This window comes from Halomonas sp. CnH100-B, from assembly GCF_024124605.1.
Lineage (GTDB): Bacteria > Pseudomonadota > Gammaproteobacteria > Pseudomonadales > Halomonadaceae > Vreelandella.
Window position 1 is genome coordinate 317,587 of the sequence record NZ_JAMXRX010000002.1, and the last position, 11,631, is coordinate 329,217.

Genomic DNA, 11,631 nt, shown 5'->3' on the forward strand with positions numbered 1-11,631 from the left:
ATGCCCAAAGCGTACGAGGCCGCTGTGAAGATTACGCAATTAACGGTTTACCCGGTGAAATCCCTGCAGGGGATCGATGTAACCCAGAGCGAGATTCATGCCCACGGCCTTGCTTGGGACCGCCGGTGGATGCTGGTGGATGCCCAGCAGCGCTTTGTCACCCAGCGGCAGCTGCCCGCGCTGGCGACGGTATCCGTGGCGTTGACGTCGGAAGCCCTGGTGCTCTCTCACCCCAGCGTCGAGCCGATATCCATCTCGTTGGCAGAGCCCGGGGGTAACCTGAGGCTGGTATCGGTATGGAATGATCACTGTAAAGCGCTGCCGGAGAGCGAGGCAGTGTCCGAATGGTTGGAGGCTGCGCTGGGTGAGCAGGCCCGAGGCATTAGCCTGGTCCGCTTCGCCACGACCTTTACCCGAGCGGTGGAAGAGGATTTTCTGGCAGGGGGGGAAGCCCACACCTACTTCGCTGATGGCTATCCCTTTTTGATCACCACTACCGGTTCCCTGGATGCGTTGAACAGCGCGCTGGTGGCGGGCGGCAATACACCGGTACCCATGAACCGGTTTCGCCCCAATATCGTGGTAGACGCCGACGAGGCTTGGCAAGAGGATCGCTGGGCAACGATCAAGGGTGAAATCTACCAACTCACTCTGCGCAAACCCTGCCAACGCTGCAAGATCACTACCGTCGATCAGCACACAGGCACGATTCCCACTCAGGCCGAGCCGCTCAAAACGCTCTTGGCGTTGAATACCCAGCCTCATTTGAAAGGCGCGCACTTTGGTCAAAACGCCACGTTAACGGCGGGTGAAGGCAGTGTCATTCGTGTGGGGGATGCGGTGTCCGTAACGCCCCGCGAGGCTTGAAGCGCAAAAGCTTCGTGGCAATCGCGGTGCCCAGTAGAGTAACCACCATACCCGTGACGACCTGTAGGCTCAGCGTTTCATCCAGTAGCAAATAGCCCCACAGCAGGGCACTGACGGGGACGAGAAACGTCACCGTCGACGCCGCCGTTGCCCCGGCGCTTGCCAGCAAACCAAAGTACAGCAAGAACGCGAGCGTCGTGCTGAGCATGGCCAGTGCCAGGGCGTTGCCCCACGCCAGGGGGCTGATGGGCTCGCTGGGCCATAGCAGCACGCCAGGAAGGAGTAACACCAGCGCCGACATGGCGCTGCTGCCAGCGGCAAGTACCCGGGTAGGCAAGTGGCTAAGGCGCGTTTTGGAGTAGTTGCCCGCCAAGCCGTAGCAGAACGTCGCACCCAGTACGGCGATGATGAACCAGCCATCGCCGCCCAAACCGAAGTCCAGCCGGTTGGCGGAGAGCACATAGACGCCCAATAGCGCCAGCGCCAACCCCAGATACTGCTGGCGCTGCACGGGCGTCGCAAAGAAGGCGGCCCCTAACAGCGCGGTAAAAATCGGCGTGGTGGCGTTAATCAGTGACGTAAACCCCGCCTCTAACCGCGTCGTCGCCAGTGCCAGCAGCGAGAAAGGCAAGACATGGTTGACCACTCCCAGTAGCAGCAGCGGCCCTTTGTGCTGCCAGATCAGACGCACGTAGTGCAGGCTCAACAGCAGCGGTAGCAGCAGTAGGGCGCCAATCCCCATTCTCACCAACACCAGCGGCAGAGGGCCAAACTCGGGCGCTGCGACCCGCATGAAGATAAACGATAGCCCCCATAACGAAGAGAGTAATAAAAGGCGCAGCGCATCGGCCGATGACATGGTGTGTCCTTACGTAGAAAACCACGGGGTTGAGTGGCCGTCAGCTTATCCATAAAGCGTATGAAAGCGAAGTATGTACAAGTCAGTAAATAGATTTGTCAATATTTGTCATGTCACGAATTTGGCGTTGACGCCTATGGTGGGAGTCTCTACTGTCTCAGCCAATCGTAGTAGGGCAATGGATACTCGTTGAGGAAACGCCGTGGATCTCGCAACGCTGATTGGCTTGGTAGGAGCTGCCGTGCTGGTAGGTGCCTCTGTCATCATGGGCACGTCGCCGGAAGTGTTTATGAACCCTACCGGGCTTTTATTGGTGGTGGGCGGCAGTTTATTCGTGGTGCTCGCCAAGTTCAGCATCACACAGTTCAAGTTTGCGTTTAAAGCAGCGGCGCGAGCCTTCAAGTTTCAGTTACCCAGTATTCAAGAGAGTATCGACGAGTTGGTGGAGCTTTCTAAGGTCGCCCGTCGAGAAGGCATGATTGCGCTGGAAAGCCGAGACGTAAACTCTCCGTTCTTGAAGAAAGGGCTACAAATGCTGGCCGATGGCTTTAGTGCCGACATGATCAAGGAGATGATGGAGAAAGAGCGCCTACTGACGCTCGAGCGTAACGAAGCCGGTGGCCAAGTCTTCTCCGCGCTCGGTGAAGTATCGCCCGCCATGGGCATGATCGGCACGCTCGTGGGGCTGGTGCAGATGCTCTCGAATATGGGAGACCCTTCCCTCATCGGCCCCGCCATGGCAGTCGCGCTGCTCACCACGCTGTATGGCGCGATGATCGCAACGATGATCGCCACCCCCCTGGCCGACAAGCTTTGGGTGCGCATGAACCAAGAATCCAAAATGCAGGAGCTTTGGATAGATGCGCTTCTCGCCATCAAGGGCGACAAAAACCCGCGGGTACTCGAACAGATGCTGACCATTTATCTGCCGCCAGAGCATCGCACTGCCGAGAGCAGCGAAGAGCGCGGTGCGGCAAGCGAGCGAACGTAGGCCATGGCACAAAAGCAGACCAACATTCCCGCATGGATGGTGACCTACGCCGACCTGATGTCGCTGCTGCTGTGCTTCTTCGTGCTGCTGCTGTCGTTTGCCGAAATCGACGCGCAGAAGTTTCGCCGCGTGGCGGACGAGCTGTCCAAAGCCTTTGGGGTGCAGCGGGATATCGAAGCCATGCAGATTCCCATGGGAACGAGTGCGGTGATGCAAAACTTCTCCCCTGCGACGCCGGACCGAACGCTCATCGAAGAGGTGCGCCAGCGTACCATGCAACAGCAGCCGCAGTTGGAGTCGATGCGTAGCATGCTGGAAACCCAGCAGCGACAGCGCAGCTTGCAAGTGGCTGGCAGCGTCGAGTCGCTGCTCGAAGACGCCCTGCCTGAAGGCGTAGCGGAGATTACGGTGGATGAGTACCGCGTGGTGGTACGCATTGCCGAAAACGGCACGTTCGACTCGGGAACCGCTACGGTGACCCCCGCGTTTGCCAGCTTGCTGCAGGAGCTTGCCGTGCTGTTGGGGGAGTTGACCGGTACCGTATCGATTGATGGCCATACCGACGATGTCCCTATTCGCACCGCGCAGTTTCGCAGTAACTGGGATCTGTCGGCGATGCGCGCCGCGTCGGTAGCCAACGTCCTGGTGAATTCCGGTGCCATTGCCCCCGAGCGTTTGATCATCCAAGGGTTTGCCGAAACGCGGCCGCTTGCCGCCAACGATACGCCAGAAGGGCGGGCCGCGAATCGCCGGGTCGAGTTGACCATCGATGCTAGCGCGCCTTTTGACGATCACGGTGAGCGCTCCATGCAGTCGTTGCAGGCCAGTGCCTCGGAGGCGTCGCCATCGTTGGCGACGGTCAGCGCACCGTAAGACGAGGGTCGTAGAATCACCGCCTAGAATCAGCTACGCTGAACAAGCACCGAACGTAACCCTGCGTTCACCCTGCGAGAAGCACACTACCCTAGGAAAGGAGAACAGAATGGATAGTAAAGCAAGCGCACATTGGGAAGGTGGTCTGAAAGATGGCCAAGGTAAGGTCGCCACTGAAAGCGGTGTCCTGGATGCAGGTTACTCCTTCAAGCAGCGTTTCGAAGGCGAACCGGGCACTAACCCCGAAGAGCTGATTGGCGCCGCACACGCCAGCTGTTTCTCCATGGCGCTGTCGATGATTCTGGGCGAGAAAGGCTATACGGCCGATGCGATCGATACCCAGGCGCGCGTCACGCTGTCACAAAGCGATGCGGGTTTCGATATTTCCAGCATTCACCTGGACGTGGAAGCCAGCGTGAGCGGTGCCGATGACGCTGCTTTCCAGGAAGCCGCAGAAACCGCCAAGGCCAACTGCCCGGTCTCCAAGGTTCTCAAAGCTGACATCACGATGTCAGCCAAGCTGAAAGGCTAATACCTTTGCCCCTGGGCAGCGGCTTTCCCGCCGCACTGCCCTGAAGACGAGAAGGGCCTTGCCAAGTGGCAAGGCCCTTTTTGCGAGCAATGGCTGCTAGAAGACCCAATGACGAGATTAGCTTTGTGTCTCGTCCATGGTGTTTTCGTCGCTATTGTTCATCTCGGTATCGCGCTCCGTGTGCAGGTCTCCCTCGCGCTCGTACGCTTGCGCATCCTGTAGCGCTTCTTCCGAGGCGTTGACGGAAATCACGTACTCCTCATTGTTCTCGCCTTTCGTCAGTTCCAGGGAGTCCCACTCGATGGCGACATTCTTTTCGCCCATTCCCAGGAAACCGCCTACACCGACGACCACGGCGTTGATTTTGCCATCCTCGTCGATGATCAAGTCGTTGATGGTGCCGATGTCTTCGTCGTTTTCAACGCTGCTGCGTACTTGATTGCCCGTCAGTGAATCGGAGTGGAAAGTGTTGTCTGGGGCATTGGTCAGGTAAGACGCTTCCGTACCCGTGTTGCCCTCATTGGCTTGAGCGATACCTGCCGTGGCCATCAGGGCGGGAAGAATGAGGGTCGTGAGAAAAGTCGGTTTCATCGTGATTGCTCCTTGCGTGGTGATGAAGAGGGCACACGCGAGTGGCACCTCTTTTCGTCCGAAGTGTCCCGGCACCTCGCTGTGCAGGGACACTTCTCAAGGTAGGCGTTGAAGCCCTCTTTGCAATCATTAGGGCGCACTCTTAATCCATATCAAGAAAGAGCGGCGGCGACGTTAAACGCGCTGCGACAGTCTGGCGAATTGACCCGCTGCCCGTGGCTGGGCATATTCATAGCCATCCAGGCTTGCCGCAGCGCGGCGGCTGCATATAAAGGAGACTTCATGACCCTGACTGCCCCCTTACTGTCGTTTCAGCCGTTGAAACAGCGCTTAGCCAGTGGCGTTGTGGCACTCAGCACTTGGCTGATGACGGCCAGCGCGATGGCCAGTGACGCCGAACTGCCGAAAGGCCACTTTCTGTTGCCCGAATCAGGCAACATGGTCGGTGAGGTATATACCGTCACCGCCAGCGAAGAGGATACGCTGCTGGATATCGCCCGGGAGCATAACGTGGGCTACGAAGAGATCCGCATGGCCAATCCGGATGTCAGTATCTGGGTGCCGGGCGAGGGCACTGAGGTCACCATCCCCAGCCAGTTCATTCTGCCTGATGAACCTCGCACCGGGATCGTAATCAACGTGGCCGAGCTGCGGATGTACTACTATCCCGAGGTCGAAGACGGAGAAGCGCCCCGCGTCGAAACCTATCCGATCGGGATTGGCCGCGATGCCTACAATACGCCGCTCGGTATCACCGAAACCACCATGCGTTTGGAAAACCCTGCGTGGTATCCGCCTGAGTCGATCCGTCGCGAGGCAGCCGAGCGGGGGGATCCACCGCCTGCGGTCGTTCCGCCCGGCCCAGACAATCCGTTGGGCCAGTATGCCATTTTGCTGGATATTCCCGGTTATCTGATCCACGGCACCAACCAGCCGGATGGGATTGGCATGCGCGCTAGCCGCGGCTGTATCCGTATGCACCCGGAGGATATCGAGTCGGTATTTTGGCGTGTGCCGGTGGGCACCCAGGTGAACATCATCGACGCGCCCATCAAGCTCGGTTGGGGCGCCAATGACGATGCCTACATTCAGGCGTTCACGGCGACCGATGAGCAGGCCTTTGGCATGGAAACGCTGTTGAACGTGGTGAGCCTGATCGAAGAGCATAAAGGGGAAGGTCGTGCCAACTACGAGCAGGTGAGCCGCGTGTTGGAAGAAGCCAACGGCCAGATCGTACCGCTGAGCTAATCACGCGTCCCTGGGGCAGGAGGAAGTGCGGGCACTAGCGACAGTGCCACTGCCTGACGCACGAGGGCGGCCACATTGGCCGCTCCCATCGCCTTCATCGCCCGCAGTCGATACACCTCGACGGTTTTGGCGCTGATCCCCATATGGTCGGCGATTTCCCGGCTCGTCATCCCCTCCGCCACGTGCACCACAATGCGCTGCTCTTTCGGGCGAAGCGTCTCGAAGCAGGCTTTTAGCTGCGCTATCGACTGCTGGCGTTGGTGCTGCTGCTCGGCACTGCTGAGCGCTCGCTGCACGACGTCGATCAATTGCTGGTGGTTGAAAGGCTTTTCGATGAACTCGAACGCGCCATTTTTTAGCGCCGCCACCGCCATGGGCACGTCGCCATGCCCGGTCATCATGATGATCGGCAGGCGGGCCTGCTGGTCGATTAGCCGTTGCTGCACCTGCAGCCCGCTCATGCCCGGCATGCGCACGTCCAGCAGTAGAGCGCCTAAGTCATCGTGGGAGGCCGCAAAAAAAGCGTCACCGCTGGCGAAGGCGCGGGGGGTGAGCCCCACCGATTCCAACAGCCAGACAAGAGAGTCACGCAGGGCGTCGTCGTCGTCGATCACCGCAATGACGTTAGGGGGCGTCGATAAAGGAGTAGGCGAGGGCATTAGGCATCGGTCTCCGTTCGCAGTGAAACGTCAAAACAGGCGCCCCTGGCACTCTCGTCGCGCAAAGAGAGGGCGCCGCCCATACTCTCCATGAGCGTGCGGCTAATGGCCAGCCCCATGCCCAACCCTTCCTCGCGGGTGGTGAAGAAAGCGTCAAAAATGGTCTGCTGGTGCGCTTGTTCCACCCCTGGCCCCTCGTCCTCAACGCTTAGGGTGATCTGGCGCTGGCCGCTTCGCCGGGCGCTCATGAAGACCACCTTGGCGTCGTTCACTCGGCGGCTGGCGGTCAGCGCGTTCAGCAGTAAGTTCACGATGACCTGCTCCAGGGCAATCGGGTCGGCGTAGACGCGCGGCAGCGTATCGGGCAGGCGTACCACGAGCTCGATCGATGCTTGCTGATACTGCCACTCACAGAGGCGACAGGCAGCCGCGACCACCTCGGCCAGCGCCAGTGGGCGCACGTGATGGCTGCGCTTACGGACGAAGCTGCGCAGATGACGCAGCCGCTGAGCAAGGCGCTGTACCTGCTCGTCAATGCGCTCCAGAGGCAGCTGTAGCTCGCTGGCAAGCGGTGTGGGCTGCTGTTGGCACTTGAGCAGCGCGCCGCTGGTATAGTTGGCAATGGCACCTAAAGGTTGGTTTAGCTCATGGGCGATATTGGAGGCAAGCTCGCCTGCGGCGGCTAACCGGTTAGCGTGGGCAATCTGCTCTTGATGGCGACGCGCTTGGGATTCGGCGGCTTTTCGAGCGCTAATATCGCGGTTGACCAGGGCGTAGTGGCCAGGCTCGGCTCCCCGGCTGCGGTGGGCCAGTACCACGCTGAGCACCGGTACGCTGCCGTGCTCGGTGCGCATCTCCAATTCCCCGCTCCAGGAGCCGTAACGCTCCACGGCGGGAAACACCACCTCATTTAACAAGCACAGCGACTCGGCTTGGTATAGCTCACTGAGCGCAGTGGACGCTTCGTTGGGTAAGGCAAAGCAGCGGCGAGCGGCTTCGTTAGCGCTGAATACCCGCAGGTTGGGCCCTAAAAACAGCACGTAGTCGGTGGTGGATTCAACCACCTGTGCCAAACGCTCCCGAGTGGCTTCGGCCTCGATACGACGCCCGACGTCTCGGGAGACGCAGAGGATATCGATCAATTCGCCAGTCTCGGCGTCCCGCCGAGTGCGGCTGGTGGTTTCGAACCATACGTAATGGCCCGCCTTGGCGCGGAAACGGTAGGTTTGCTGATAGAAGCCGTCGTGGTAGTACACCCGCGGCGACTTGTTGAGCAGGTCGCTCAAATCGGCTGGGTGAAACAGCTGGTACGCGGAGACGCCGATGAGCTCGTCGGGTTCATAGCCCAGCAGCTCCCGCGCGGCCTGGGAGGCATACAAAAACGTGCCGTCCCGGGCGTGACGGGAGATCAGGTCCGTGGTGCTTTCGGCCAGCCACTGATAGTGGCGCTTTTCCTCCTCGAGTGCGGCGTTGCGCGCTTCCAGGGCCGCTACTTTCGCCGCCAGGGCGGCCGCTCTGTCAGCACTCACGGGACACGTCTCGCTCATCATTTAGCGCGCAGGGTCCAACACGCCGCCCATCGATGCGTTGCGGCGGAACCAGCCCGCAATGCTGGCGCGAGGCTGGCGGGTGGGCAGCACTTCATGGGGAATGGTTTCCGATAAAAAGCAGGCAAAGGTGCCGGCTTCGGGCACCACGCGGGCCACTTCTAGCGTTGGGTCATCCGGATGATAAATCACCATTTCACCGCCGCCGTCGCTCGGCCAGTCGGGATTCAAGTAGCCGACAGTAGAAATCACTCGGTTGGCCCGCCCGCGAAAGCTGTCTAGGTGACGCTGGTAGAAGGCACCGGCAGGGTAATGAGCAAAGTGGGCCTCGTACTCGAACAGACCCAGAAACAGCGCTTGGTTGAGAGACTGCTGTAGCGCTGCCATGGCATCCAGATAGCGGCGTTGGGCGTCGCTTTCTCGGTCTAGCCAGTGGATGGCATCGCCGCGTATGTCTTTGCGCAAGTGATGCTGCTGGCCGCGGCCAATACCCGCCTCGTCCAGGGCGTCCAGCTCGGCCAGCTGATGAATCTCCCGGTGCAGCGCTTGGCAAAGCGCCGGGTCGATCACGCCTTTACCTACATACCACCCCTGTTCCACCAGCGCGTCTACCAGCGCTAGGTGGGCGTGGGGATCGAGGGCCGGGGTGTCGATGTCAGGCGAAGCAATCATTTCGTGGTTCTCGTCACGGGCGCGCGCTCGGCGTTGGCCGAGCGTCGGCTAGTCGGGGTACGACGTTCAGGGTAGTGGCGCAAAGCACCGGGCGGGCGCTGATACAGGTCAATCTCCATACCAAACCCCTCGGCCAGCAGCTCCACCAGCATCATCGCAGATAAGCCCCAGATCACGTGGCCATCGACGTGATAACTGGGCACGTAGTGGGCAACGCCATCGACGGTGATCACATCGGTATGGGTACGCTGGTCGTCTAAAAAGTGGCTGAGCGGGACTTCGAAAATGGCGTCCAACTCCGCGGGATCCGCCACCAGCGGTAGGTCCGGCGGAATGATACCCACCCAGGGCGTCACGCGAATGCCGTGCAGCGAAATGACGTCCGACAGCCGCCCCAGGGGCTGTACCAGGCCAGGGGCTAACGCAATCTCTTCTTCTGCTTCCCGCAACGCCGTGGCATATAGATCAGCGTCACCCGGTTCACGTTTACCGCCAGGAAAAGCGACTTGGCCACGGTGGGTATTCAAGTGGCTGGCTCGGCGAGTAAACAGTAGGGTGGGGGCAGGGCGCTCAACAATCGGCATGAGCACGGCAGCTTCCGGCAGTGCTACATGGTCTAGCCGTTGAGGGGTATGCTGTTGCAGCCGTTTGCGCAGTTTCTCTAACATAGGAGTCTCTTTACTTTGCTCTCTTTTACCCAGCCACGGTGATCATCGTCAAGCACGTTGATGCCTCGACCCACCAGCCGTAGAGAAAACGCGATGAACTTTTGTAGTCAGTGTGGTGAGAAAGTCCGGTTTGCCGTTCCCGAGGGAGACGACCGCCCCCGCTACCTGTGCGACGGCTGTGGCACGATCCACTATCAAAATCCCCGCATCGTGGCGGGTACGCTGCCGGTGAGCGGCTCCAAAGTGCTGCTCTGCAAGCGAGCGATCTCCCCTCGAAAAGGGTACTGGACGCTACCGGCGGGGTACATGGAGAACGCCGAGACCACCCAGCAGGCCGCCACGCGGGAAACCTGGGAGGAGGCCTTCGCGGAGGTCACCCTAGGTGACTTGTACACGCTGATCGATCTTCCGCATATCAACCAAGTCTATATGATCTTTCGCGCGGATTTGGTGGGCGGCTTTGGTGCCGGGCCAGAGAGCCTGGAGGTGGCGCTATTCGAGGAGCACGAGATTCCTTGGGACGCGCTGGCCTTCCCCACCATCGAGCGCACGCTGCGCCACTACTTTGCCGACCGCGAAAACGCCGTGTTTCCGCTGCATATCAGTAAAATCACGCCCGAAGATCGCGAGCGCTATGTGGGTAGCGCCTAGTCGGCTTAAAGGTCGGCGAGCTGCCACACGTCGTAGGCGACTTCTTCATAGGGATGCGCCAGTTTGAGCGCCGCAATAGCGGCCTGAATATGCTCGTCGGCGCAGACCAGCTCGACCTTGAACTCCTCGACGGTTTCTAGCGTGCCGACCTGTCCGATATGCGGCTCGGCGCCTGCCATCGGACGGAACTGACCGGTGCCTCGGGTCTGAAAGCAAACATGCTCGTAGTTGCCGATTCGACCGGCACCCGCGTCGAAGACGGCGCGTTTGACGCTGTCGGCATTCTCAATGGGAACGAAAAACGCAAGTTTATACATAGCAGCGACCTCTGTGCATCGGGATACGTCGTTAGGCGCTTATGTTAGCGGATAGGACACTACTGGTCTTGGCGAAGGCTTTGTATGATGAGGTTTTTTTAACGACAAGGCGGCGACCCTCTCCATGGATAAGTTTGAAGTAAAGCTCGACCAAGCAGCCAGGGCCGCCTGGATGTCCTATGTGGGCGGCATGACCCAGGATGAGATTGCCACTCAGCTTGGCGTCTCACGCCCTGGCGTCCAACGCTTACTGGCCCTGGCGCGCCAAGAGGGGTTGGTAAAAGTGCATATCGATCACCCCATCTCAACCTGTATGGCGCTGGGCAGCGCGCTGCGGGAGCGCTTTCAGCTGGCCTACTGCGACGTGGTGCCTGCGGACACCCAGGCCCCCGAAAGCGGCGCGTACTATCTGGCCGTGGCGGGGGCCGAGCGCATTGCGCGGCTGGTGGAGCGCAGCGAGCCGCTGACGCTCTCGCTGGGGACCGGGCGCTCGGTGCGCGCAGCGGTGGAAGCGCTAAGCCGCGTGGAGCGGCCGCAGCATCGGTTTGTCTCGCTGGTGGGCAACGTGGCACGGGATGGCTCCGCCAACCGCTACGACGCCGTGATGGTGCTGGCGGATAAAACCGGCGGCGAGCGCTTTTTATTGCCTGCACCCGTAGTGGCGGAGTCGCTGGCGGAAAAAGAGGCCATGCTGTCCCAGCGCTTGTTCAAAGCGATCGCCGATGTAGCGCGAGAGTCAGAGGCGGCGTTTATCGGCATTGGCCGTATTGACCGCCAGGCCACGCTTTTTCAAGACCACTTCATTAGCGAAAGCGAGCTAGATGAGCTGCTGGGTCGCGAAGCGGTGGGAGAGCTACTGGGTTGGCCGCTGAACCGGCGTGGAGAGGTGATCGATTGCTCGATTACCCGGCGTGTGACCAGCCTGCCGCTGGAGCGTTTTGGAAAGCACCTCATGGTGGGGATTGCCGGTGGCCGGGATAAAGCGCCTGCCATTTTAGCCGCACTGCGCGGTGGCTGGCTGAAGGGCTTGATCACCGATGAGATCGCTGCGCGGCATATCCTCGAGGCGATGGAGTGAGCGCTATCTTCGCGGTTGCAACATGCAAGCGATTGAATGAATTAGCGTAAAGTCTAACGCGGCAAGCTTTGCTTTTTT

At 60.0% G+C, this 11,631-nt stretch carries 14 protein-coding genes; 7 read left to right on the plus strand and 7 right to left on the minus strand.

What is annotated here, in order from left to right; translation table 11 throughout:
- Nucleotides 1–24 precede the first annotated feature (24 nt).
- A complete protein-coding gene (locus tag NH398_RS05030; RefSeq protein ID WP_253016996.1) occupies nucleotides 25–867 on the plus strand; it encodes an MOSC N-terminal beta barrel domain-containing protein in 843 nt (280 codons plus the stop codon).
- Here NH398_RS05030 and NH398_RS05035 read toward each other — a convergent pair.
- Nucleotides 821–1,726: a DMT family transporter gene (locus tag NH398_RS05035; protein ID WP_253016998.1), complete on the minus strand. Its 906-nt coding sequence runs from the start codon at nucleotides 1,724–1,726 to the stop codon at nucleotides 821–823. The genes NH398_RS05030 and NH398_RS05035 overlap by 47 nt on opposite strands.
- 202 nt (nucleotides 1,727–1,928) lie before the next feature.
- Between NH398_RS05035 and NH398_RS05040 the strand changes: the two genes are divergently transcribed.
- The 3 genes from NH398_RS05040 (at nucleotide 1,929) to NH398_RS05050 (ending at nucleotide 4,122) form a co-directional block, all read left to right on the plus strand.
- Entirely contained in the window at nucleotides 1,929–2,717 is a 789-nt protein-coding gene (locus NH398_RS05040) for a MotA/TolQ/ExbB proton channel family protein (RefSeq protein ID WP_159341457.1), read from the plus strand.
- Nucleotides 2,718–2,720: 3 nt separating this feature from the next.
- Nucleotides 2,721–3,590, plus strand: a complete 870-nt coding sequence (locus NH398_RS05045; RefSeq protein ID WP_253017000.1) for an OmpA family protein — start codon at nucleotides 2,721–2,723, stop codon at nucleotides 3,588–3,590.
- A gap of 109 nt (nucleotides 3,591–3,699) precedes the next feature.
- The gene (locus tag NH398_RS05050; protein WP_159341459.1) at nucleotides 3,700–4,122 is read left to right on the plus strand and encodes an OsmC family protein; all 423 of its coding nucleotides are present in this window, start codon (nucleotides 3,700–3,702) and stop codon (nucleotides 4,120–4,122) included.
- A 117-nt stretch (nucleotides 4,123–4,239) separates the two neighbouring features.
- On the opposite strand, the gene NH398_RS05055 is transcribed toward NH398_RS05050, so the two are convergent.
- A complete protein-coding gene (locus NH398_RS05055; RefSeq protein ID WP_253017002.1) occupies nucleotides 4,240–4,713 on the minus strand; it encodes a PRC-barrel domain-containing protein in 474 nt (157 codons plus the stop codon).
- Between the two features lie 282 nt (nucleotides 4,714–4,995).
- Here NH398_RS05055 and NH398_RS05060 point away from each other — a divergent pair, with 282 nt between their 5' ends.
- Entirely contained in the window at nucleotides 4,996–5,961 is a 966-nt protein-coding gene (locus NH398_RS05060) for a L,D-transpeptidase family protein (RefSeq protein WP_253017004.1), read from the plus strand.
- Here the strand turns inward: NH398_RS05060 and NH398_RS05065 are convergent.
- Genes NH398_RS05065 through NH398_RS05080 form a run of 4 tightly spaced genes read right to left on the minus strand, consistent with a single transcriptional unit; the run spans nucleotide 5,958 to nucleotide 9,507 of the window.
- A complete protein-coding gene (locus NH398_RS05065; protein ID WP_159341462.1) occupies nucleotides 5,958–6,620 on the minus strand; it encodes a sigma-70 family RNA polymerase sigma factor in 663 nt (220 codons plus the stop codon). The genes NH398_RS05060 and NH398_RS05065 overlap by 4 nt on opposite strands.
- Nucleotides 6,620–8,149, minus strand: a complete 1,530-nt coding sequence (locus tag NH398_RS05070) for an ATP-binding protein (RefSeq protein ID WP_253017005.1) — start codon at nucleotides 8,147–8,149, stop codon at nucleotides 6,620–6,622. Before NH398_RS05070 ends, NH398_RS05065 begins: the two co-directional genes overlap by 1 nt.
- A 21-nt stretch (nucleotides 8,150–8,170) precedes the next feature.
- Nucleotides 8,171–8,839: a 2OG-Fe(II) oxygenase gene (locus NH398_RS05075; protein ID WP_159341463.1), complete on the minus strand. Its 669-nt coding sequence runs from the start codon at nucleotides 8,837–8,839 to the stop codon at nucleotides 8,171–8,173.
- Nucleotides 8,836–9,507 (minus strand): CoA pyrophosphatase, encoded by a 672-nt coding sequence (locus tag NH398_RS05080; RefSeq protein ID WP_159341464.1) that lies wholly within the window; start codon nucleotides 9,505–9,507, stop codon nucleotides 8,836–8,838. The genes NH398_RS05075 and NH398_RS05080 overlap by 4 nt, the downstream gene beginning before the upstream one ends.
- A 93-nt stretch (nucleotides 9,508–9,600) precedes the next feature.
- Between NH398_RS05080 and NH398_RS05085 the strand changes: the two genes are divergently transcribed.
- Entirely contained in the window at nucleotides 9,601–10,158 is a 558-nt protein-coding gene (locus NH398_RS05085; protein WP_089675368.1) for an NUDIX hydrolase, read from the plus strand.
- A gap of 5 nt (nucleotides 10,159–10,163) precedes the next feature.
- Here NH398_RS05085 and NH398_RS05090 read toward each other — a convergent pair whose 3' ends face one another.
- Nucleotides 10,164–10,475, minus strand: coding sequence for a YqfO family protein (locus NH398_RS05090; RefSeq protein WP_159341465.1), 312 nt, complete (start codon nucleotides 10,473–10,475; stop codon nucleotides 10,164–10,166).
- Between the two features lie 124 nt (nucleotides 10,476–10,599).
- Here NH398_RS05090 and NH398_RS05095 point away from each other — a divergent pair, with 124 nt between their 5' ends.
- Nucleotides 10,600–11,553, plus strand: a complete 954-nt coding sequence (locus NH398_RS05095; RefSeq protein ID WP_159341466.1) for a sugar-binding transcriptional regulator — start codon at nucleotides 10,600–10,602, stop codon at nucleotides 11,551–11,553.
- The last annotated feature ends 78 nt before the right edge of the window (nucleotides 11,554–11,631 follow it).

Coding starts and splice junctions, on each gene's coding strand:
- NH398_RS05060 (WP_253017004.1), top strand. CDS start 4,996: ATGACCCTGACTGCCCCCTTACTGTCGTTTCAGCCGTTGAAACAGCGC.
- NH398_RS05065 (WP_159341462.1), bottom strand. CDS start 6,620: ATGCCCTCGCCTACTCCTTTATCGACGCCCCCTAACGTCATTGCGGTG.
- NH398_RS05075 (WP_159341463.1), bottom strand. CDS start 8,839: ATGATTGCTTCGCCTGACATCGACACCCCGGCCCTCGATCCCCACGCC.
- NH398_RS05055 (WP_253017002.1), bottom strand. CDS start 4,713: ATGAAACCGACTTTTCTCACGACCCTCATTCTTCCCGCCCTGATGGCC.
- NH398_RS05050 (WP_159341459.1), top strand. CDS start 3,700: ATGGATAGTAAAGCAAGCGCACATTGGGAAGGTGGTCTGAAAGATGGC.
- NH398_RS05035 (WP_253016998.1), bottom strand. CDS start 1,726: ATGTCATCGGCCGATGCGCTGCGCCTTTTATTACTCTCTTCGTTATGG.
- NH398_RS05080 (WP_159341464.1), bottom strand. CDS start 9,507: ATGTTAGAGAAACTGCGCAAACGGCTGCAACAGCATACCCCTCAACGG.
- NH398_RS05090 (WP_159341465.1), bottom strand. CDS start 10,475: ATGTATAAACTTGCGTTTTTCGTTCCCATTGAGAATGCCGACAGCGTC.
- NH398_RS05045 (WP_253017000.1), top strand. CDS start 2,721: ATGGCACAAAAGCAGACCAACATTCCCGCATGGATGGTGACCTACGCC.
- NH398_RS05095 (WP_159341466.1), top strand. CDS start 10,600: ATGGATAAGTTTGAAGTAAAGCTCGACCAAGCAGCCAGGGCCGCCTGG.
- NH398_RS05085 (WP_089675368.1), top strand. CDS start 9,601: ATGAACTTTTGTAGTCAGTGTGGTGAGAAAGTCCGGTTTGCCGTTCCC.